Annotated in this window: 18 protein-coding genes; 16 read left to right on the top strand and 2 right to left on the bottom strand. The window is 41.7% G+C overall.

All coding sequences use genetic code 11. The annotated features are described in order from the left end of the window. The first annotated feature begins 19 nt into the window (after window positions 1-19). The 13 genes from AC27JP_RS04365 (at window position 20) to lpxC (ending at window position 16,405) form a co-directional block, all read left to right on the top strand. Window positions 20-1,777 carry a peptidoglycan D,D-transpeptidase FtsI family protein gene (locus AC27JP_RS04365; RefSeq protein WP_487112422.1) on the top strand — a complete coding sequence of 586 codons (1,758 nt, stop codon included), beginning with the start codon at window positions 20-22 and terminating at the stop codon, window positions 1,775-1,777. After that, complete coding sequence (locus tag AC27JP_RS04360; RefSeq protein ID WP_487112420.1) at window positions 1,770-3,389, top strand: UDP-N-acetylmuramoyl-L-alanyl-D-glutamate--2,6-diaminopimelate ligase; 1,620 nt, start codon at window positions 1,770-1,772, stop codon at window positions 3,387-3,389. The genes AC27JP_RS04365 and AC27JP_RS04360 overlap by 8 nt, the downstream gene beginning before the upstream one ends. Beyond that, on the top strand, window positions 3,386-4,786 hold the full coding sequence (locus AC27JP_RS04355; protein ID WP_487112418.1) for a UDP-N-acetylmuramoyl-tripeptide--D-alanyl-D-alanine ligase: 1,401 nt from the start codon (window positions 3,386-3,388) through the stop codon (window positions 4,784-4,786). Before AC27JP_RS04360 ends, AC27JP_RS04355 begins: the two co-directional genes overlap by 4 nt. Then, window positions 4,786-5,868, top strand: a complete 1,083-nt coding sequence (gene mraY / locus AC27JP_RS04350) for a phospho-N-acetylmuramoyl-pentapeptide-transferase (protein WP_487112416.1) — start codon at window positions 4,786-4,788, stop codon at window positions 5,866-5,868. Before AC27JP_RS04355 ends, mraY begins: the two co-directional genes overlap by 1 nt. 64 nt (window positions 5,869-5,932) lie before the next feature. After that, window positions 5,933-7,324, top strand: a complete 1,392-nt coding sequence (murD, locus tag AC27JP_RS04345; RefSeq protein ID WP_487112414.1) for a UDP-N-acetylmuramoyl-L-alanine--D-glutamate ligase — start codon at window positions 5,933-5,935, stop codon at window positions 7,322-7,324. Next, complete coding sequence (gene ftsW / locus AC27JP_RS04340; protein WP_487112412.1) at window positions 7,324-8,574, top strand: cell division protein FtsW; 1,251 nt, start codon at window positions 7,324-7,326, stop codon at window positions 8,572-8,574. Before murD ends, ftsW begins: the two co-directional genes overlap by 1 nt. A gap of 16 nt (window positions 8,575-8,590) precedes the next feature. Then, entirely contained in the window at window positions 8,591-9,685 is a 1,095-nt protein-coding gene (gene murG / locus AC27JP_RS04335) for an undecaprenyldiphospho-muramoylpentapeptide beta-N-acetylglucosaminyltransferase (RefSeq protein ID WP_487113449.1), read from the top strand. A 29-nt stretch (window positions 9,686-9,714) separates the two neighbouring features. Continuing rightward, complete coding sequence (gene murC / locus AC27JP_RS04330) at window positions 9,715-11,154, top strand: UDP-N-acetylmuramate--L-alanine ligase (RefSeq protein ID WP_487113447.1); 1,440 nt, start codon at window positions 9,715-9,717, stop codon at window positions 11,152-11,154. Beyond that, window positions 11,151-12,086: a D-alanine--D-alanine ligase gene (locus AC27JP_RS04325; RefSeq protein ID WP_487112410.1), complete on the top strand. Its 936-nt coding sequence runs from the start codon at window positions 11,151-11,153 to the stop codon at window positions 12,084-12,086. The genes murC and AC27JP_RS04325 overlap by 4 nt, the downstream gene beginning before the upstream one ends. A 2-nt stretch (window positions 12,087-12,088) precedes the next feature. After that, entirely contained in the window at window positions 12,089-12,868 is a 780-nt protein-coding gene (locus AC27JP_RS04320; protein WP_487112408.1) for a cell division protein FtsQ/DivIB, read from the top strand. A 5-nt stretch (window positions 12,869-12,873) separates the two neighbouring features. Continuing rightward, complete coding sequence (gene ftsA, locus AC27JP_RS04315; protein ID WP_487112406.1) at window positions 12,874-14,109, top strand: cell division protein FtsA; 1,236 nt, start codon at window positions 12,874-12,876, stop codon at window positions 14,107-14,109. A gap of 78 nt (window positions 14,110-14,187) precedes the next feature. Further along, complete coding sequence (gene ftsZ, locus AC27JP_RS04310; RefSeq protein WP_487112404.1) at window positions 14,188-15,351, top strand: cell division protein FtsZ; 1,164 nt, start codon at window positions 14,188-14,190, stop codon at window positions 15,349-15,351. 136 nt (window positions 15,352-15,487) lie between these two features. Beyond that, window positions 15,488-16,405, top strand: a complete 918-nt coding sequence (gene lpxC, locus AC27JP_RS04305; protein WP_487112402.1) for a UDP-3-O-acyl-N-acetylglucosamine deacetylase — start codon at window positions 15,488-15,490, stop codon at window positions 16,403-16,405. Window positions 16,406-16,530: 125 nt separating this feature from the next. On the opposite strand, the gene AC27JP_RS04300 is transcribed toward lpxC, so the two are convergent. Next, on the bottom strand, window positions 16,531-16,992 hold the full coding sequence (locus tag AC27JP_RS04300; RefSeq protein WP_487112400.1) for a DUF721 domain-containing protein: 462 nt from the start codon (window positions 16,990-16,992) through the stop codon (window positions 16,531-16,533). Window positions 16,993-17,069: 77 nt separating this feature from the next. Between AC27JP_RS04300 and AC27JP_RS04295 the strand changes: the two genes are divergently transcribed. The 3 genes from AC27JP_RS04295 (at window position 17,070) to mutT (ending at window position 21,264) form a co-directional block, all read left to right on the top strand. Beyond that, on the top strand, window positions 17,070-17,924 hold the full coding sequence (locus AC27JP_RS04295; protein WP_487112398.1) for a M23 family metallopeptidase: 855 nt from the start codon (window positions 17,070-17,072) through the stop codon (window positions 17,922-17,924). Window positions 17,925-18,050: 126 nt separating this feature from the next. After that, complete coding sequence (gene secA, locus AC27JP_RS04290; protein WP_487112396.1) at window positions 18,051-20,729, top strand: preprotein translocase subunit SecA; 2,679 nt, start codon at window positions 18,051-18,053, stop codon at window positions 20,727-20,729. A gap of 136 nt (window positions 20,730-20,865) precedes the next feature. Next, window positions 20,866-21,264 carry an 8-oxo-dGTP diphosphatase MutT gene (gene mutT, locus AC27JP_RS04285; protein WP_487112394.1) on the top strand — a complete coding sequence of 133 codons (399 nt, stop codon included), beginning with the start codon at window positions 20,866-20,868 and terminating at the stop codon, window positions 21,262-21,264. Between the two features lie 41 nt (window positions 21,265-21,305). On the opposite strand, the gene yacG is transcribed toward mutT, so the two are convergent. Beyond that, entirely contained in the window at window positions 21,306-21,542 is a 237-nt protein-coding gene (gene yacG, locus AC27JP_RS04280) for a DNA gyrase inhibitor YacG (RefSeq protein ID WP_487112392.1), read from the bottom strand. Between the last annotated feature and the right edge of the window lie 48 nt (window positions 21,543-21,590).

Genomic DNA, 21,590 nt, shown 5'->3' with positions numbered 1-21,590 from the left:
TATTACCAAGAGTAGAGTAGTGAAGAAATCAACACAATATAACCCAAATACAGTAGCATGGCGTTTTTACGTTGTGTTAGCTGCGGTTGTGTTGATTTATGCTGGGCTAATGGCTCGTACAGCATATATCCAAGTGATTGAACCCGATATGTTGAAAAAGCAGGGGGACAACCGATCGCTGCGTACCAATACTAAAACCGTGCAACGAGGCTCTATTGTGGACCGAAATGGTCATGAACTTGCGATAAGTGTGCCGGTGGAAACGGTTTGGGCCGATCCTAAAATTATTTTTGAAAGCAATGCACTGAGCATGGATAAACATTGGCAAGCATTGGCTGATGTGCTGGGTCAAAACGTTAATAAATTAAAAGTCAGAGTGACAAAGAATCCGCGTAAACGTTTCGTTTATATCGAACGAAAAGTTGCGCCTGCTATGGCTAACTATATTCGAGAGTTAAAAATTCCCGGTATCCATTTGCGTAAGGAATCTAAGCGCTTTTATCCTACCGGCGAAATAAGCTCACACATAGTTGGCTTTACCAATGTTGATGACAAAGGCATTGAGGGCGTTGAGCGTGTTTACGACCAATTATTGACCGGTGAAAACGGCGAAAAAAAATATCGTAAGGATGCTAAAGGTCGAAAAATTGAAATACTTTCCGTTAAAGAAGCAACGCAACCAAAAGATATTACGCTGAGTATTGATCAGCGTATTCAAGCGTTAGCTTACAGTGAGTTAAAAGGTGCGGTGAAAGCGTTCAAGGCTACGTCAGGCTCAGCAGTTGTCACTGATGTTAATACCGGTGAAGTGTTGGCGCTAGTTAATAGCCCTTCATATAACCCAAATAATAGAACAGGTGTCGCGATTCATCGTTTTCGCAATCGGGCGATTACCGATATTTATGAACCCGGTTCGACAATGAAACCGTTAACGGTATTGACGGCATTGGAATTTGGCAGTGTAGAAAAAGACAGTATTGTTGATACCTATCCGGGTTGGATGCGCTTGGGTGGCAGTCGCGTTTCAGATCCTAGATATTTGGGCAAAATTACCTTACCTGAATTGTTAGTGCACTCATCAAACATGGGTACAACAAAACTTGCACTATCGGTACCGAAAGATTATTTGATCGATAAGTTTTTTGATGCCGGCTTTTCTGAAGACACTGGCACTGGTTTAGTGGGTGAAAGCTCAGGCATGATGCATGATAGATCGCGTTGGTCAAAGTTTGAACTAGCAACATTGTCATGGGGACATGGCGTGGCCATTACCCCTATTCAGTTAGCGCGCTTTTACTCCACGCTAGGTAATGGTGGCATTAAAAAGCCATTAACTATTTTAAAACAAGATCAACAAGGGCTAGCGAACGAAGACCATGAGCGGATTTTTTCCACTGAGCATAGTCAAAATGTCGTAGAAATGCTGGAACATGTGGTGAATGAACAATATACCGTTGCGAAAGTGGATGGTTATCGTGTCGGTGGTAAAAGTGGTACCGCGATTAAAGCTTTTGCTGGCGGTTATGGTAATGACTATGTTGGCTTGTTTGCAGGCGTAGCGCCTATTTCTGATCCCGCAATAGCTGTGGTGGTGGTGATTGATGATCCCGGAGGGGATCTCTATCATGGCGGTGAAGTGGCCGCGCCGGTATTTTCCCGAATAATGAAAGGGGCACTGCGGCTACTGAATGTTCCACCTGATGCAAATGCTAGTATTACCGCACTGCAAGCAGAGCCTAAAATTGAGAAATCCCTTAAGGAGCGTGACCATGTCTGATCACGCTTTACGCGTTTATAATCGCCCAACAATATTGGCCGCAATAGAGGCGGTTTTATTGCTAGGGAAAATTACCCTAACGGCCCAAGATCGCGCTGAGTTTCAGCACAGATTTGCGGGTAAAGCTTGCGCTAATTTAGTTAATGATACCCGTGCTATAGAAACTGGAGATGTATTCTGCGCGGTTATTGGCACTGTGCGTGATGGTCGAACGTTTATCGAGCAAGGCATCGCAGAAAATTGCGCCATGGTGCTGCAAGAAACGCCTAATAAAACAGAGCACGGACAATTAAACTGGCTAGCTCGTGTTGGCGAACAATCAGTTCCTGTGCTTTCTTATTACCAACTTAATGAGCAATTGTTTTCTGTCGCGAAAGCATTTTATGGCATGCCGCAAGAAAAACTAAATATTATTGGTATTACCGGCACAAATGGCAAAACCAGTACCAGTCAAATCATTGCTAATTTACTCGATCAATGTCAGCGAGATTGTACCGTTATTGGCACCACAGGCGCGGGTAAGTTAGCGCAGCTGCAAGCTATTGAAAACACCACCCCAGGTGCAACACAGTTGCAACAGTTACTCGCGCAATTTGCTGAACAATCAATAACTGATGTCGCCATGGAAGTCTCCTCGCATGCGCTATCGCAAAAACGAGTCACCGCTGAGCTATTTAACATTGCGGTTTATACCAATTTAAGCCGTGATCACCTCGATTATCATCACACTATGTCAGCTTACGCTGATGCTAAATATGCCATATTTTCAAATGCGGCTGAGCAAGTGGCCGTGCTAAATGGTGATGATCAACAAGCAAAAATATGGCTGGAAAACTGGCCAAGTACACAACCTTTTATTGTTTACGGACGTAATAGCGATATTGGTCAATATTCACGTTTTGTACAAGCTCAAGATATTCGCCATCGTGCTGATGGTGTCAGTTTTGAGTTATGTACTGAGCAAGGGCAATGTCAAATTGACAGTCAACTGTTGGGTGATTTTAACGTTGAAAACTTGTTGGCGGCCATTGCTGTGTTGCTTGTAGAGAATATTACGCTTGATACTGTAGCCCACGCTGTCCGTAATTTGTCACCCATTATTGGCCGAATGGAGGCATTTGCGAGTGCCGGTAAACCAACGGCTGTAGTTGACTACGCTCATACACCTGATGCTTTGTCGAGTGCACTTGATGCTTGTCGGTTACATTGTCACGGTAAACTTTGGGTCGTTTTTGGCTGTGGTGGTGATCGCGATACCGGAAAACGTGCGCTAATGGCTGAGATTGCTGAACGTAAAGCTGATCAAATAATTATTACCAACGATAACCCCCGTACAGAAAACCCCGAGGCAATTGCACAAGCAATTTTAGCGGGTTTATCAACCACGGATAATACGCAAAAAATATTAGACAGAGAGCAAGCGGTGCTGACAGCATTAACACAAGCTGGCACTAATGACCTAGTGCTGTGTGCCGGTAAAGGCCATGAAGATTACATTATTTTCGGTAATAAAAAACATCATTACGATGAACGCGCGGTTGTGGGTTCCTTTTACGCTCCATCTCGTTCAAGTTCAGCGACTCATTCTGCTAAGAAAGAGGAAAGGTTATGATCCCATTAACGTTAAATGAACTTGCTCAAGCAAGCAATGGTCAGTTAGTTGGTAAAGATCAAACCATCAATGCGATTAGTACCGACAGTCGTGCCTTGAACGCTGGCGATGTCTTTTTAGCGTTGAAAGGGCCAAACTTCGATGGCCACAAATTTGTTAAGCAGGCGAGTCAACTTGGTTGCAGTGCTGTTATTGTTCAGCAATTAACGGATGACCTTGGTATTGCGCAGATCCTCGTTGAAGACAGCCATAAAGCCTTAGGTCAAATTGGCGCGTATGTGAAAAGTAAAGTAGCACCAAAAACTGTTGCCATTACCGGCAGTAGCGGTAAAACAACCGTAAAAGAAATGGTTGCTGCTATTTTGGGGCGTTTAGGCAATGTGTTAGCAACTCAAGGTAACTTCAATAATGACATTGGTGTGCCACTCACCTTATTGCGTTTAGAGCACAAGCATGATTTTGCTGTGGTGGAATTGGGGGCTAACCATATTGGTGAAATTGCTTACACTTCAGCACTAGTGAAGCCTGATGTTGCCATAATCAATAATATTGCCGCTGCTCACCTTGAAGGGTTCGGTGATTTATGCGGTGTGGCACGGGCAAAGGGTGAAATTTTTCAAGGTTTAATTGCTGGTGGTGTTGCGGTTTATAATCAAGACAGCCAATGGGCGCATAAATGGCAATGGCGTTTAGCGGATAAACAAGTACGACGCTTTTCATCGCAAGGTTCGGCAGACTGTTACAGTCACGAAGAAGTTTTAGATGATAATGGCTGTGCCAGCTTTAAGCTAGCAACGAATAAAGGCAGTACATACATCGAACTAACAGTGCCTGGCCATCATAATGTTTGTAATGCCGTTGCTGCCGCCACTATCGCGTTAGAGTTTGGCGCCAGTTTAGATGATATCCGTTTAGGTTTAGCGGAAATGGCACCAGTAAAAGGGCGCTTGAATTTACATCAACTAAATAACAATACCAAACTAATTGATGACACTTACAACGCAAATGTTGAATCGATTAATGCTGCCTCAGATTTACTTGCCAGTTACCCGGGCAGACGTGTGTTGATTTTGGGCGATATGGGCGAGTTGGGTAGTGACGCTCGTCGTTACCATCAAGAAGTTGGTGAGCATGCGAAAGCTCAAGGTATTGATGATTTATTAACGCTAGGCGTGTTAAGTCAAAGTACCTCTGATGCTTTTTATCACGGTAAAGATACACCTGCTCAACATTTTAGTATTAGAGAGAAATTATTGTCCCGATTAACAGAATTGCTTCAAGGTGAAGCTCAACAAATTACCATTTTAGTTAAAGGTTCGCGCAGTGCTCATATGGAATACGTAGTGGCTGATATTATTAATTGGCAAAGCAGCCAAACTACGCAGGAGCAAGCATAATGTTACTTTGGTTAGGTGAGTATCTCACTCAGTACTTTTCATTTTTCAACGTATTTTCATATTTAACTTTTCGGGCCATTGTTTCGACTTTAACCGCGTTGGCAATATCATTGTATTTTGGCCCTAAGTTGATCCGTGCATTGCAAAGAATGCAAATTGGTCAAACGGTGCGTGATGATGGTCCAGAAAGTCATTTATCAAAGTCAGGCACGCCAACCATGGGCGGAATATTAATTCTCGCTTCTATTGTTACTAGTGTGCTGCTGTGGGCGGACTTAAGTAATACCTATGTTTGGGTGGTGCTATTTGTCGTCGTGAGTTTCGGTTTGATAGGCTTTGTTGATGATTATCGTAAAGTTATTCGCAAAGACTCAAATGGCTTAATTGCTCGTTGGAAATATTTTTGGCAAACGGTTGCAGGCTTAGCAACAGCGATATTTTTATATCAGTTTTCCCAAAGCCCTGAAGAAACTACCTTGCTAATTCCATTTATTAAAAATGTTTTACCGCAGTTAGGCTTGCTATATATCGGCTTAGTGTATTTTGTCATCGTGGGTACCAGTAATGCCGTGAACCTTACCGATGGTTTAGATGGTTTGGCGATAGTACCAACCATTATGGTTGCTGGTGCTTTTGCTGTATTTGCTTATATGACAGGTAATGCCGTTTTTTCTGATTACTTACACATTCCACATATTGCTCTAGCCAGTGAGTTAGTGGTGGTGTGTACCGCTATTGTTGGTGCTGGACTTGGTTTCCTATGGTTTAACACATATCCAGCACAAGTATTTATGGGTGATGTTGGATCATTGGCATTAGGGGCGGCATTAGGCGTAATTGCGGTACTTGTTCGCCAAGAGTTGGTGCTTTTCATTATGGGCGGAGTTTTTGTGATGGAAACCCTGTCGGTTATTTTACAAGTGGGTTCGTACAAGTTACGTGGCCAACGAATTTTTCGTATGGCACCGATACATCATCATTACGAATTGAAAGGCTGGCCGGAGCCAAGAGTGATTGTCCGTTTTTGGATCATTTCATTGGTGCTAGTTTTGATTGGTTTAGCAACATTGAAGTTGCGTTAGTAAAAATAAATATCGAGCATCAATATGGCTCTTAACATTAGAATAAAAAGGTAAAAATAGACGCGTGAATAATCAATTGCAACAGTCGGTAACGACGCAATTTGACAATAAAAAAGTGGTGATCTTGGGGATTGGGATTACTGGCTTATCGTGCGCGCGTTTTTTGCATCGTCATCATATCGCATTTGCTGTAAATGATAGCCGTGACATGCCTATTTCTCCTGGTGACTTTAAACATCAATTTGCTGATAACACTTTAATTTTAGGGCGATGGGATCAGAAATTGATTGCGCAAGCGGATGTCTTAATCGTTAGCCCGGGCATAGATATTACTGATGCGGTGATTAATGATGCCATTACAGATGAATGTGATGTTATTGGCGATATTGAATTATTTTGCCGATTAACTAAAACACCAATTCTTGCGGTGACCGGCTCAAATGGTAAATCAACTGTGGTGTCTATGTTGAACCATGTTGGCAATACCTTAGGCTACAAAGTGCAGTTGGGCGGCAATATTGGCCTACCTGTGTTAGATCAAATTGAACAAGCGGCAGATTTTATTGTTTTAGAGTTGTCAAGTTTTCAGTTAGAAACCGTGACCAGCATGGCGGCGTTGTCGGCAACGGTATTGAATATTAGTGATGATCATTTAGATCGTCATAAAACCATAGAAAACTATGCTGCGATTAAGCAAGGTATTTATCGCCATTGTCAAACGGCTATTTACAACCGAGACGATGCCGCAACAATACCGTCGTCGGCTTATGCCGAGAGCGCGCAGTTAAGCTTTGGTAGTGATCAGCCCAGTGCCGGACAGTTTGGACTTGGCATTATCAAGGGTGAAAGTCAGTTAATGTTCGGGGACTCTACGTTAATTGCAATGAAAATGATGCCACTGCAGGGTATTCACAATGCCCTAAATTACTTGGCAGTATTAGCGTTAGGCAAAGGTGCTGGTTGGAATTTACAAGCGATGTTGTCGAGCTTACAGACTTTTAAAGGTCTTGCTCATCGTTGTGAAGTGATTGAAAGCCAAGATGGTATCTGTTGGGTTAATGACTCAAAAGCAACCAATGTTGGTGCAACATTAGCCGCCATTGAAGGTTTAGCACCAACATTAGCCAATAATAAGTTAATTTTAATTGCTGGCGGTGATGGCAAAGGTGCAGACTTTTCACCACTGACAAAAGCGTTGACAGAACAAGTAGAGCATCTGATCACCTTAGGTAAAGATGGCCGTGCGATTGGTCATTTACGCTTACCCAGTCAGCAAGCAAAAACCACTCATGTTGACAGTTTAGCGGAAGCGGTTAAGTTAGCACGTCAATACGCTAACCAAGGCGATATGGTGTTGTTATCGCCGGCGTGCGCCAGTTTGGATATGTTTGCAAATTATGTTGAACGTGGTGTGGTATTTATTAAGTCGGTACTGTTAGCTAAGGAGCATAAATAATGTCTGCTTCTTTTGCTAATTTATCGCAATGGTCATTACCGACATGGTTGAAAATGGAGTCATCATCTGTTTCAACTTTCGATCGTAGTTATCTGATCCTTGCGTTAAGTATGTATATGATTGGCCTAGTGATGGTGGCAAGTTCGTCAATGCCAGTGGCGGAACGATTATTCGATAATCCATTTCATTTTGTCGTTCGCCATATGATTTATATCTGTTTAAGTATTGGCATTGCCGGAATAGCGCTGCAAATTCCGATGAGCCGTTGGCATCAATATAGTGGCAATTTATTACTGTTAGGCATTGTTTTGCTTGTGGTGGTGTTACTGATTGGCCGCACGGTTAATGGTTCAACACGTTGGATTGTTCTTGGCCCAATTACTGTGCAAGCCGCTGAGCCGGCAAAACTCTTTTTCTTTTGTTACTTATCGGCTTACTTAGTAAGGCGCCGTGATGAAGTGATGGAAAACATTAAAGGTTTTGCTAAACCTTTGGTTGTTTTTGGTGTGTTAGGTGGACTGTTATTAATGCAGCCTGATTTAGGCACCATAATTGTCATGTTCGTCACCACCTTTGGTTTGTTGTTTTTAGCTGGAGCTAAATTATGGCAATTTATCGCTATTGCCGGTGTCGGAATTAGCTTGTTGTCGATGTTAGCGTATTTTTCACCGTATCGTTGGGCGCGAGTTACTGGCTTTTTAGATCCATGGAAAGACCCTTTTGGCAGTGGCTATCAATTAACGCAGTCATTAATGGCCTATGGCCGTGGTGAATCTTTTGGCCAAGGCTTAGGCAACAGCGTTCAAAAACTTGAGTATTTACCAGAAGCTCATACTGATTTTGTTATGGCAGTATTAGCAGAGGAGTTTGGCTTTGTTGGTATTAGCGTCATTTTATTACTGAGTATGGCCTTAGTTTTTAAAGCACTATTGTTAGGTCGAAAAGCGGTTAACCAAGAGAAATATTTTGAAGGCTTTTTCGCTTATGCAATAGGTATTTGGTTATGTTTCCAAGCCGCAGTGAATATTGGCGCAAGCGCTGGCATAGTGCCTACTAAAGGCTTAACCATGCCATTAATAAGTTATGGTGGTAGCTCCATGATCATCATGACTATTGCCGTAGTTATTCTTATCCGTATCGATCATGAAATTAGGCTGCAAAGCATCCAAGCAACAAGCAGAAGCAGTGGCGTTAAAAAGAAAGTTAGAAAAGTGAAAAAGAATAATGTAAAGGAGGGCGAAAATGACTGAACAAGTAAATAGTGCAATAAGTCATGCAGTAAAACGTCCGACTATTTTAGTGATGGCAGGTGGCACCGGCGGCCATATTTTCCCAGGCATCGCTGTAGCAGAAGAGCTAGTAAAAAAAGGCTGGAAAGTACATTGGCTAGGTACCGCTGAGCGTATGGAAGCGGAAATAGTGCCTAAGCAAGGTTATCCCATCTCATTTATTAATATTGCCGGAATTCGCAATAAAGGTTGGCAGACTTGGTTAAAAACACCATTTAAAATACTGCAATCTGTGATGCAATCGATCCGCGTTTTACGCGCCGTTAAACCCGATGTGGTTTTAGGCATGGGCGGTTATGCTAGCGCGCCGGGTGGTGTTGCTGCTTGGCTATTACGTATTCCTTTAGTCTTGCATGAGCAAAACGCGGTAGCGGGCATGAGTAATCGTTTTTTATCTCATATTGCCACTAAAACCTTAAGTGCATTTCCTGGCGCTTTTAGCGAGCGCGTGACCCCGAATGTTGTCGGTAATCCATTACGTAGTGACATTATCGCCATTGAAAAAGTGGTGCCAGAGCAACCAGCCACCAGCAAAAAAGTACTCGTGGTCGGTGGCAGTTTAGGTGCAAAGGTTCTAAATGACGTGGTACCGCAGGCGATGAAGCAAATTAAAGTGCAAAGTATCGATGTTTGGCACCAAACTGGTGGTGGTAATGAACAGGCGGTATTAACCAGTTATCAAGATTTTGGTTTACCAGAAGAAAAAGTAAAGGTTACCGAGTTCATTGATGATATGGCCAGCGCTTATCAGTGGGCAGATGTAGTAATTTGCCGAGCGGGTGCATTAACGGTATCAGAATTAGCAATGGCAGCAAAGCCAGCGATATTCGTGCCTTTACCCCATGCTGTTGATGACCACCAAACTAAAAATGCTATGTATTTAGTCTCCTGTGGTGCGGCAAAATTAATTGCCCAGAAAGAATTTAACGGTACAACTTTAGGACAAATGCTAAACAGCTTGTTTATTTCAGACAAAGTCGTGCAGCAAATGTCAAAGGCCGCCCATAATGCTGCGCATGCAGATGCAACAAGTCAAGTTGCCCAAAGCTGTATCGAGGTTGCCGAATTATGAGTAAGAGTATGACATCAGATAAAAGTAATATGAAAACACCGACAAATAGCTATAACCGAGTGCCAGAAATGCGTCGGGTAAAAACCATACATTTTGTTGGCATTGGTGGTGCGGGTATGGGCGGTATCGCAGAAGTATTACTCAATGAAGGCTATCAAATTACCGGCTCTGATATTGGTGAAAACCAAGTGGTGAAAAGACTAACGGCGTTAGGGGCGAAAGTAACCATAGGTCATCAGCAAAATAATGTTGATGGCGCTAGTGTTATCGTGGTTTCAACCGCGATTGATAGTGAAAACCCCGAGTTGATTGCCGCCAATGAAAAAAGAATTCCGGTGGTACGTCGTGCCGAAATGTTAGCTGAGCTGATGCGTTTTCGACACGGCATCGCGATAGCAGGTACGCATGGAAAAACTACGACAACTAGCTTAATTGCCAGTATTTTTGCTCAAGCAAACTTAGATCCAACCTTTGTTATTGGTGGCTTGCTTAATAGTGCCGGCACCAATGCTCGTTTGGGCAGTAGCCGTTATTTAATTGCTGAAGCCGATGAAAGTGATGCGTCTTTCTTGCATCTACAACCTATGGTTGCCGTGATCACCAATATCGACGAAGACCATATGGAAACTTATCAAGGTGACTTTGAAAAACTTAAAGATACCTATATCGAGTTTTTACATAATCTACCGTTTTATGGTTTAGCCGTAGTTTGTTTAGATAACCCTGTGGTACGGGAAATTTTGCCACGTATTGGCCGACAAGTGATCACTTATGGTTTCTGTGAAGATGCGGATGTAAGAGCAAGCCAATATCAGCAAAGCGCTGGCATGAGTTCATTTGTTGTCGAACGTAAAGACGCAGCGCCATTAAAACTTAGTGTTAATTTGCCAGGTGAACATAATGTACTAAATGCTTTGGCAGGCGTGGCTGTAGCAATCGATGAAGGTGTCGAAGATCACGCTATTCAACAAGCTTTACAAGGCTTTGCCGGTATTGGTCGTCGTTTTGAGAAATTAGCAACATTAAGCACAGAGCAAGGTGAAATGTTACTTGTTGATGATTATGGTCATCATCCAACAGAAGTTAAAGCCACTATTGATGCGATGCGTAATGGTTGGCCAGAAAAAAGATTGGCGATGGTTTTTCAACCTCATCGTTACTCGCGTACGCGCGACCTTTATGAAGATTTCGTAGAAGTACTGTCAGAAGTAGATTGCTTGTTTTTATTGGATGTTTACGCTGCAGGCGAGACGCCAATTGCTAATGCTGATAGTAAAAGCTTAGCGCGTAGTATTCGCCTGCGCGGTCAAATTGAGCCTATTTATGTTAGTGATAGTAATAAATTAGCAGAGTTAATGGCGGCACAGTTACAAGACGGTGACATGGTTATTACCCAAGGCGCAGGTAATATTGGCGCGATAGCGCGTAGCTTAGTTAGTGATGAAAAATTAATGGTGGCAAAATCATGAAACCGTTAATGAAGCAAAAATTGGCCGTATTATATGGCGGAACATCAGCTGAGCGTGAAGTGTCGCTTAACTCCGGTAAAGCCATTGCTAATGGTTTAGAGCAGGCGGGTTTTAATGTTCAGCTTATTGATACCCAAGATTACTGCTTAAGTGACTTAGCAACCTTAGACATTGACCGAGTTTTTATTGCCTTGCATGGTCGAGGCGGTGAAGACGGCTGTGTGCAAGGTGCACTGCAGTATATGAATATTCCTTATACTGGCTCTGATGTTTTAGGCTCAGCGTTATCTATGGATAAAATTCGTAGTAAGCAGGTTTTTCAAGCGATGAACTTGCCTACTGCGCCGTTTGCCATAGTTAATAAAGCAGAATATCAGCGTCAAGATGCCGAGCAGATATTGCAACAGCTTGGTTCCGTGGTGATGGTAAAACCTGCTAATGAAGGCTCAAGTATTGGCATGTCTAAAGCAGAGAATGCTGATGCCTTGCATAACGCCTTGATTGAGGCCTTTAATTACGACCAACAAATATTGGTAGAGGCTTGGATACAAGGGCCTGAATATACCGTGGCAATTTTGGGGCAAACCCCTATGCCGGTTATTCATATGGAAACGCCACATGTTTTTTATGATTATGATGCAAAATATAAATCGACCAGCACCCAATATCATTGTCCATGCCACTTATCTGCTGATGAGGAAGCGGAATTGCAATCCATAGCATTAAAAGCCTTTAACGCCACAGGAGCAAAAGGTTGGGGACGAGTTGATGTTATGCGTAATGTGCAAGGACAGTGGCAGCTATTGGAAGTGAATACGGTTCCGGGGATGACAGAAACATCACTAGTACCCAAAGCGGCGAAAGTACACGGTTTGAGTTTTAGTGAGCTGGTAACAAAAATTGTTGAAATTAGCGCAGCAGGTAACGCGTAAAGATGGCAAAGGCAATTAAGCAGCAACTTCCCTTAGTGGAAGAGACAGAAAAACTACACTGGACCTTTTGGTTGGGTGTAGCGTTTTTTGTTGCGGTAATTGTTGCAATATTGTCATTTAGCATTTTTCTTAATAAACGTTTAAGTGCTGAAGAAAGTGCGCCAGTTACTGCTATCGCAATTGCAGGGGAAATGCCGTATACCACACGCGCTGATATTGAGAATGCCATTGAGCAAGTCAATTTAGGCAATTTTTTTAATTTAGATGTCAATGATGTACAGGAAAAGGTCGCGAAACTACCTTGGGTATATTCAGTTTCAGTAAGAAAAAAATGGCCAGACGAATTAAAAATTTATGTTGTTGATCAAAAGCCTATTGCCCATTGGAATGGTGATTTTCTGATTAACGAAAACGGCAACGCCTTTCAAGCAGATATTACTCGTTTGGGTAATAAGTTGCCGGCATTTTTTGGCCCAGAAGGCAGTGAAAAACTAGCCTTAGAGAATTTTGAAAATTTAAATAAATTACTCGATTTTAGTCAACTAGCAATCGAAGAGTTAGTACTAACAGAGCGCTTTGCATGGCAGTTAACATTGGATGATGGCGTTACCATTAATTTGGGCCGCGATAGTCGTGTTGAACGAATACAGCGCTTTATGGATGTATATTCGCAAATAAAATTAAATAAAAAAGCAGGGCAACAAGTTGATTATGTTGACCTGAGATACGATACCGGCTTAGCCGTTGGTTGGAAAACCGTAAATAACAAAGAAAGAGTTTAGCGTTAATGTCAAAAATAACTGAAAGAAATTTAGTGGTTGGCTTAGATATTGGAACTTCAAAAATTTCAGTAGCCGTAGGTGAGATCACCCCCGACAATCAACTCAGTATCGTTGGTGTTGGCAATCAACCTGCCCGAGGCATGGATAAAGGCGGCGTTAATGACTTGAACTTGGTTATTCAATCAATTCAACGGGCAATCAACGAAGCAGAGTTGATGGCCGATTGTCATATAACCTCGGTGTACTTAGGCATTTCAGGTAAGCATATTAGTTGTCAGAACGAAAATGGCATGGTGCCAATTAATGACAAAGAAGTGCTACAGGATGATGTTGATAACGTTATTCATACTGCCCGCTCGGTGCCTATTTCTGCTGAACGTCGCATGCTACATGTGTTGCCGCAAGAATATAGTATTGACTGTCAAGACGGCATTAAAAGCCCTATTGGCATGTCAGGTGTACGAATGGAAGCAAAAGTTCATATTGTTACCTGTGCTAATGATATGGCGAAAAACATTGTCAAATGTGTTGAGCGCTGTGATCTAAAAGCGGACCAGCTGATTTTCTCGGCATTAGCATCAAGTTATGCGGTGTTAACTGATGATGAAAAGGAGCTTGGCATTTGTGTGGTTGATATGGGTGCAGGCACTATGGATATCTCAGTATTTACTGGTGGTGCACTGCGTCATACCGCAGTGATCCCTGTGGCTGGTAATCAAGTGACTAGTGATATTGCGAAAATATTTCGCACGCCATTAAGTCACGCGGAAGACATTAAAGTGCAATACGCCTGTGCGCTGCGTCAAATGGTTAGTATGGAAGAGAATATTGAAGTACCAAGCGTTGGTGGACGCCCTGCACGTTCTATGTCTCGACATACTTTAGCTGAAGTGGTTGAACCTAGATATCATGAATTGTTTGAATTAGTGCAAGAAGAGTTACGTGAATGTGGCTTAGAAGATCAAATTGCCGCAGGTTATGTCTTAACCGGTGGTACAGCGAAAATGGAAGGGGTAGTGGAATTTGCCGAAGAAGTCTTCCAAATGCCAGTTCGAGTCGCGCAACCTACAGATGTTTGTGGATTAAAAGAATATGTTAACGATCCAACATATTCAACGGTTGTTGGTTTATTGCATTACGGCATGCAAGCGAACTTACAACAAAATAACGAGCAAAAGAAAAGTGAATCAGTCGGTAGTATTGGCTCACGGGTTTTAGCTTGGTTTAAAGGTGAATTTTAATTAATTGCATCGGCAGTTAATTGGAAGTAATGAAAGAGTTTTGGTGGAACAAAACGTATTAAAAATCGGAGAAATAAAATGTTTGAATTAATGGAAGACCATAACGAAGAAGCTGTCATCAAGGTGATTGGTGTTGGTGGCGGTGGTGGCAATGCTGTAGAGCACATGGTTTCACAAACCATCGAAGGTGTTGAATTTATTACCGCAAATACTGACTCACAGGCGCTACGTAATTCAGCGGCTAATGTCACTTTGCAATTGGGCCATGATGTTACAAAAGGCTTAGGGGCAGGGGCCAATCCAGAAATTGGTCGTCGCAGTGCTGAAGAAGACAGAGAAACCATTAAAGAAACCCTGCAAGGTGCAGACATGATCTTTATCGCCGCAGGCATGGGTGGAGGTACTGGTACAGGTGCAGCACCTGTTGTTGCGGAAGTTGCGAAAGAAATGGGTATTTTAACAGTTGCCGTTGTCACTAAGCCATTTCCATTTGAAGGTAAAAAACGCATGAACTATGCCGATCAAGGTATTGAGTTCTTATCGAAAAGTGTTGATTCACTGATCACCATTCCAAATGAAAAACTATTAAAAGTTTTAGGCCCAGGCACGAGTTTACTGGATGCGTTTAAAGCGGCAAATAATGTTTTATTAGGTGCAGTGCAAGGTATTGCGGAACTTATTACCCGCCCAGGACTCATAAATGTGGATTTCGCCGATGTTAGAACGGTAATGTCTGAAATGGGCACGGCAATGATGGGCTCTGGTCTTGCATCAGGTCCTGATCGCGCGGAAGAAGCGGCAGAAGCGGCTATTTCAAGTCCACTACTTGAAGATGTAGATCTTGCAGGTGCTCGTGGTATTTTAGTTAATATCACCGCCGGTATGGATATCAGTATTGATGAATTCGAAACGGTTGGTAATGCGGTTAAAGCGTTTTCTTCAGAAAATGCCACTGTGGTTGTTGGTGCGGTTATTGACCCTGAAATGACAGAAGATTTACGAGTAACGGTTGTTGCTACCGGTATTGGTGCTGAACGTAAGCCTGATATTACCTTAGTTAATCCGGCGCCAGTGGCTGAGCCACAAGTGGTTGGTGGTGATTATGTACCAAGTGCGCAACCAGAAGTGAAGGCTAACCCTGTCACTATGCCGGAAGCGAATGCCCAAGTACAAAAAGTGGCGGCGACTGAACTTGATGACTATTTAGATATCCCAGCATTTTTGCGTAAACAAGCGGACTAATACTTGCTTGCTAAGTTAGTAACTTAGGTAATAAATGTTGAACTTTTGATTTTGTTAGGCTTTTTTGCTATATTACGCCTCCACTTAATTCCGGTGGCTGTTAATAGAGTGGAATATAGGCTTAAGAAGGCTATTTATGATTAAACAACGTACGATTAAAGAAAGTGTCTCTGCCATTGGTGTAGGGTTACATAAAGGTGAAAAGGTGCAGATCACTCTCCGTCCTGCGCCTGCTAACACTGGTATTATTTTTCGCCGAGTTGATTTAGACCCTGTTGTCGATATTCCAGCGACTCCAGAAGCGGTTGGCGAAACAACTTTATGTACATGTTTAGTGAATGAGCAAGGTGTTCAGATTTCCACCGTCGAACACTTGCTTTCTGCTGTTGCAGGTTTAGGAATTGACAACCTAGTTGTTGAGGTTGATTCACCTGAGATTCCAATTATGGATGGCAGTGCTTTACCGTTTGTCTATTTAATTCAATCGGTTGGCATTGAAACATCAAATGTTGCTAAGCGTTTTTTACGTATAACTAAAGCGATTCGTATCGAAGAAGGTGATAAGTGGGCCGAATTGAAACCTTATGAAGGTTTTCGGGTTAATTTTGCCATTGAATTTGAGCATCCTGTGATCGCTAATACTTGCCAAACTATGAGTATGGACCTTTCAAGCTGTTCTTTTATTAAAGAAATTAGTCGCGCCCGCACTTTTGGTTTTATGAAAGATATCGAATTTTTACGTTCTCATAATCTTGCCTTAGGTGGAAGTTTAGAAAATGCGATTGTTTTAGATGAATATCGTATGCTGAACAAAGATGACTTACGTTACGATGACGAATTTGTTAAACATAAAATTCTTGATGCCATTGGTGATTTATACATGGGCGGTGTCAGCATTTTAGGCGAGCTAAATGCCTTTAAATCTGGGCATGGTTTAAATAACATGTTACTTCGTGAAGTATTTAAACAAACGGAGTCTTGGGAATGGGTGACGTATGAAGATACCGTTGAATCACCGATCCAATTTCAAGAGTTGAGCGCAACGCCATTTTAATTTAATGCTTATTAATTAGCTTCTATAAAGCCAATCATATGATTGGCTTTTTTGTTTTTAAAGGGATGAAAATTTTCAGCAAACGCTACTTATTCAGAGTTCTGGCTACTTATTCAGAGTTCTGGCTACTTATTAGCGTGAGCAGCTAACCTCTCTAATTTTTTACGTAAACTCTCTGGTGCATTTTTCGCAACTTCTAATAACTGTGCCGCGGTTTTCTTTGAAATAGTGGAGTTGTTCGCTTCTGGTAACACAGTTTTTGCGGGTATTTTAGTGCGATAAGGCGTCACTTTAATCTCAATTTGATTAAATTGATTTTCGGTAACTTGCGTCAACTCTCGACAAATATTCATGCGCTCAAATTGCAACCTTTGGCTCCATACCGCAGAATTTACCTCAATAACTAAGGACTTCCCTTTAAAATTGGCTATTTTCCAGACATCTTCTGGCAGGTCGGGGCATATTTGTCGTACAATGTCCGACAATATGGTTAAAGAGTTGGTTTTTGCTGCTATTTGTGCCAAAGTGCCTGACGTTGAATTAAACAGGGCTGACATATCTGTAGGTATTTTTGATTTACGTGCCATAAGTCAGCTCTTGAACAAACGATGAATAAGATATGAGTTTAACACTACTATACCGCGGAAAAAATGTTAGATTTTCAATGAAGCTAAATAAACTTCATTGGCTGTCAGCGTTGGCCGTATTTGCACTGGTTTCCGGCTTTATTGTCCATTTAGTCGCTTCCTCAGATGATATTCCCGCAAGCCCTGCTAGTCAGTTTGCTAGTTTACCTAATTTAGAACACCCGATTGTTAATACTGAACAGGTAACCGCAGTTACGATGAAATTGGCTGAATTACAAAGCCAAGTTCTGCGTTTGAATGCCTTGGGTGACCGGTTAGCGGAAGATGCTAGTATTCCGGACAATGAATTTAATTTTGAACGATTACCACCGAGCGGTGGCCCTATGATTCAAAGTGAAACTGTGCCGCAAAAAAACTTAGCAGAACTGCTGTTAAATATCTCCGAACTCGAATATTCATTAGCTCATGAAGAAAAACAGTTAAAAATGCTTGAATCTATCACTTTGGGTCACCATATAGAGAATACGCGTTATTTGTCTGGTCGACCAATAACCAAAGGTTGGCTATCGTCATATTACGGCACGCGCAAAGACCCTTTTAGTGGTAAGCCCGCAATGCATAAGGGTGTTGATTTTGCTGGTAGTGAAAATGCTAATATTATTGCTACCGCATCAGGTGTTGTTAGTTGGGCGGGTGATCGTTATGGTTACGGACAGTTAATCGAAATAAATCATGGTGATGGTTTGAAAACTCGCTATGGTCATAATAAAGAACTGACGGTTTCAGTTGGTGATGTTGTCACCAAAGGTCAAGTTATTGCGAAAATGGGCAGCACAGGGCGCTCAACCGGCCCTCATGTGCATTACGAGATTTTACGTAATAATACTCAAATTGACCCAATGAAATACGTATATAGAAAAGCAAAAAAATAGAATTAGTTCGAATTTCAGTTGTTTAAAATACAACTGCGATTACAATGCTAGGCAACTTTATGTGATCGGTCCCACCGGTCATTTTATTTTCAGCGGAAGATTATCTTCTCAATATGGTTTAACACGATGTTTGTAAAGTTAATGACAAAACTGTTTGGTAGTCGAAATGATCGATTACTTAAACAAATGCGCAAAGAAGTACAAAAAATTAATGCTCTAGAACCGGTTTTTGAAGCGTTAAATGACGAAGAATTAAAAGCGAAAACCACTGAGTTTAAAGAACGTTTAGAGCAAGGTGAAACGCTTGATGCTATTTTACCTGAAGCCTTTGCAGTGGTTCGTGAAGCGAGTAAACGTGTCTTTGATATGCGTCATTTTGACGTACAAATGATCGGCGGTATGGTACTTAATTCTGGCAAAATTGCCGAAATGCGTACCGGTGAAGGTAAAACCTTAACGGCGACATTACCATCATACTTAAATGCCTTAACAGGCAAAGGCGTGCATGTTATTACCGTGAACGATTACTTAGCAACGCGTGATGCTGATTGGAGTCGACCATTATTTGAATTTTTAGGTATGACAGTTGGTTGTAATATTGCCGGTATGGCGCCAGGTGATAAGCAAGCTGCTTATAACTCAGATATTACTTATGGTACCAACAATGAGTTTGGTTTTGATTACCTACGCGACAATATGGCGTTTTCTCCGGAAGAAAGAGCACAAAAGCCATTAAACTTTGCTGTTATTGATGAAGTTGATTCGATATTAATCGACGAAGCACGTACACCACTGATTATTTCAGGCCAAGCCGAAGATAGCTCAGAACTTTACCGAAATATTAATCTTGTTGTGCCAACACTAGAGCAACAGGAAGAAGAAGATAAAGAAGGTGAAGAAAGTACTGGTGACTTCACTGTCGATGAAAAAGCCAAACAAATATATTTAACCGAACGTGGTCAAGTTCGCATTGAAGAAATCATGCTGGAAAAAGGCTTGATGCAGCAAGGAGATTCACTGTTTTCTGCCGCCAATATCACCTTGCTTCATCATGTTATGGCAGCACTACGTGCCCATAAATTATTCCAAAAAGACGTTGATTATATTGTTAAGGATGGCGAAATTGTCATTGTTGATGAGCATACTGGTCGTACGATGGAAGGTCGTCGTTGGTCAGAAGGTTTGCACCAAGCTGTGGAAGCGAAAGAAGGTGTCGATATTCAAAATGAAAACCAAACTCTTGCTTCAATAACGTTCCAAAACTTTTTCCGTATTTACGAAAAACTGTCGGGCATGACAGGTACAGCAGATACTGAAGCGTTTGAGTTTAACCATATTTATGGTTTAGAAACCGTGGTTATTCCAACCAATCAACCTATGGTACGTAAAGACTTACCTGATTTGATTTATTTAACTGCTGAAGAAAAGTTTGAAGCGATTTTAGAGGATATTAAAGATTGTGTTGAACGTGGTCAGCCAGTATTAGTCGGTACTATTAGTATTGAAACGTCTGAATTTTTATCGTCATTTTTGAAAAAATCAAAAATTAAACACAAAGTACTTAATGCTAAATTTCATCAACAAGAAGCTGAAATTGTTGCTGATGCTGGTAAAGTTGGTGCGGTAACTATTGCGACTAACATGGCGGGTCGTGGTACCGATATCGTACTTGGCGGTAACTTAGGAGCTATGTTGGCAAAGCTTGATAATCCAAGCGATGAGCAAATTGAAAAATTAAAAGCGTCATGGCAAGAAGAGCACAATAAAGTATTGGAGCTAGGTGGTTTACATATTGTTGCCACCGAGCGCCATGAATCTCGTCGTATAGATAACCAATTACGTGGTCGTTCTGGTCGTCAAGGTGATGCGGGTTCAACGCGCTTCTATCTGTCAATGGAAGACGGCTTAATGCGTATTTTTGCTTCTGAGCGTATTACTAATATGATGCGTAAATTGGGCATGGAACGCGGTGAAGCGATTGAGCACCCTTGGGTGACTAAAAGCATTGAAAATGCGCAACGTAAAGTTGAAGGTCGTAACTTTGATATTCGTAAACAACTATTAGAATTTGACGATGTATCAAATGATCAACGTAAAGTTATCTATGAGCAACGTAATGAGTTGATGGACGAAGCTGATATTGCTGATGTAATTAAAGCGATCCGTGCTGATGTCGTAAATGGCTTAATTGATCAGCATATTCCACCACAATCTTTGGAAGAAATGTGGGACGTTGAAGGCCTAGAAGAACGTCTTAAAGGTGAATTAACCATTGAACTACCGATAGCTAAGTGGTTAGAAGAAGATACTAAGTTACACGAAGAAACTTTACGTGAAAAAATTGCTGAGCAAGTTGAAGCAAGCTATAGCGCGAAAGAAGAAATGGTTGGTGCTGAGGTGTTACGTCAATTCGAAAAAGCGGTAATGTTACAAAGCTTAGATTCGCATTGGAAAGAGCATTTAGCGGCTATGGATCATTTGCGTCAGGGTATTCACTTACGTGGTTACGCACAGAAAAACCCTAAGCAAGAATATAAGCGTGAATCATTTGAATTGTTCTCTGAATTACTTGAGAACTTAAAATATGATGTTGTCGGCATTTTAAGTAAAGTGCAAATTAAAGCAGAATCTGATGTTGAAGCGGTTGAAGAACAACATAGAAAAGCTGACGAAGCACCAAAAGAGTTTAAGCATGAATCTGCTTCAGCGCCTGAGCAAGCCGCTATGCCTCGTGTTGGTCGCAATGAGCCTTGTCCATGTGGCTCAGGGAAGAAATATAAGCAATGTCACGGTAAATTAAGCTAATATATGCCGAACGACCGTTGTTAATAAATGCCAGTCTATTGACTGGCATTTTTATGTTCAGAAATCTCATAGAGATCTTATTTTTCGAGGCATTAGTGCTCGTTAATAAACAACAAAATTAATTAAGGTTTTTATAATGACTAAAACTGTTCATGTTGCTGTAGGTGTTATTAAACAGGAAAATAAGTTTTTCCTCACCAAACGACTTGCTGATAGCCATCAAGGCGGTAAGTGGGAGTTTCCAGGCGGTAAGGTAGAGGCTGGTGAAACGGTGCACGAGGCGCTTTATCGCGAGTTAAAAGAAGAAGTTGCCATTGATACACTCACTTGTACACCATTAATGCAAATCAATCACGATTACGGCGACAAAAAAGTATTATTGGACGTATTTGTTGTTGATAACTTTACCGGCCAAGCAAGCGCCTTAGAAGGCCAGCAAGAGGGATGGTTTACTTTAGCTGAATTTGTGGACTTACAATTCCCAGCAGCAAATCAAGCCATTATTGAAGAATTACAGCAGCGTTACCCAAGTTAGGTAAGGATTTACATTGTAACGGTAACGCTAATGCAAGAAAGCTATTCAGGTTCAACAAAAAACTTATTGTGTTGCAGGAATTGATCTTCTAATGCATCTAACATTTCTTCATTTAATTCGACCGCACCTTGTATCGGTTGGCTAATTTTATGATTTTCATCTGCCCAATCGCCAACATCAATTAACTGGCAACGTTTACTACAAAATGGACGGTGTTGACTTGCTTCCTGCCAAATCACTTCATTTTTACAGGTTGGGCAAGGGACTTTTAAGGTCATATCAATAACTGCTATGAGAAATAGTTAACACTATTATAAGAAAATTAT

The sequence above is a fragment of the Colwellia sp. SU-HH01172 genome, assembly GCF_057553355.1.
Note: the sequence above shows the minus strand (reverse complement) of the source record. Positions and strands in the feature narration are given on the sequence as shown.

Excerpts from the sequence above, each read along its gene's own strand:
- secA (WP_487112396.1), top strand. The coding sequence starts at position 18,051 with ATGTTTGTAAAGTTAATGACAAAACTGTTTGGTAGTCGAAATGATCGA.
- AC27JP_RS04320 (WP_487112408.1), top strand. The coding sequence starts at position 12,089 with ATGGCAAAGGCAATTAAGCAGCAACTTCCCTTAGTGGAAGAGACAGAA.
- ftsZ (WP_487112404.1), top strand. The coding sequence starts at position 14,188 with ATGTTTGAATTAATGGAAGACCATAACGAAGAAGCTGTCATCAAGGTG.
- AC27JP_RS04295 (WP_487112398.1), top strand. The coding sequence starts at position 17,070 with ATGAAGCTAAATAAACTTCATTGGCTGTCAGCGTTGGCCGTATTTGCA.
- ftsW (WP_487112412.1), top strand. The coding sequence starts at position 7,324 with ATGTCTGCTTCTTTTGCTAATTTATCGCAATGGTCATTACCGACATGG.
- mraY (WP_487112416.1), top strand. The coding sequence starts at position 4,786 with ATGTTACTTTGGTTAGGTGAGTATCTCACTCAGTACTTTTCATTTTTC.
- lpxC (WP_487112402.1), top strand. The coding sequence starts at position 15,488 with ATGATTAAACAACGTACGATTAAAGAAAGTGTCTCTGCCATTGGTGTA.
- murC (WP_487113447.1), top strand. The coding sequence starts at position 9,715 with ATGAAAACACCGACAAATAGCTATAACCGAGTGCCAGAAATGCGTCGG.
- AC27JP_RS04300 (WP_487112400.1), bottom strand. The coding sequence starts at position 16,992 with ATGGCACGTAAATCAAAAATACCTACAGATATGTCAGCCCTGTTTAAT.
- ftsA (WP_487112406.1), top strand. The coding sequence starts at position 12,874 with ATGTCAAAAATAACTGAAAGAAATTTAGTGGTTGGCTTAGATATTGGA.
- AC27JP_RS04360 (WP_487112420.1), top strand. The coding sequence starts at position 1,770 with ATGTCTGATCACGCTTTACGCGTTTATAATCGCCCAACAATATTGGCC.
- AC27JP_RS04355 (WP_487112418.1), top strand. The coding sequence starts at position 3,386 with ATGATCCCATTAACGTTAAATGAACTTGCTCAAGCAAGCAATGGTCAG.
- yacG (WP_487112392.1), bottom strand. The coding sequence starts at position 21,542 with ATGACCTTAAAAGTCCCTTGCCCAACCTGTAAAAATGAAGTGATTTGG.
- mutT (WP_487112394.1), top strand. The coding sequence starts at position 20,866 with ATGACTAAAACTGTTCATGTTGCTGTAGGTGTTATTAAACAGGAAAAT.
- AC27JP_RS04325 (WP_487112410.1), top strand. The coding sequence starts at position 11,151 with ATGAAACCGTTAATGAAGCAAAAATTGGCCGTATTATATGGCGGAACA.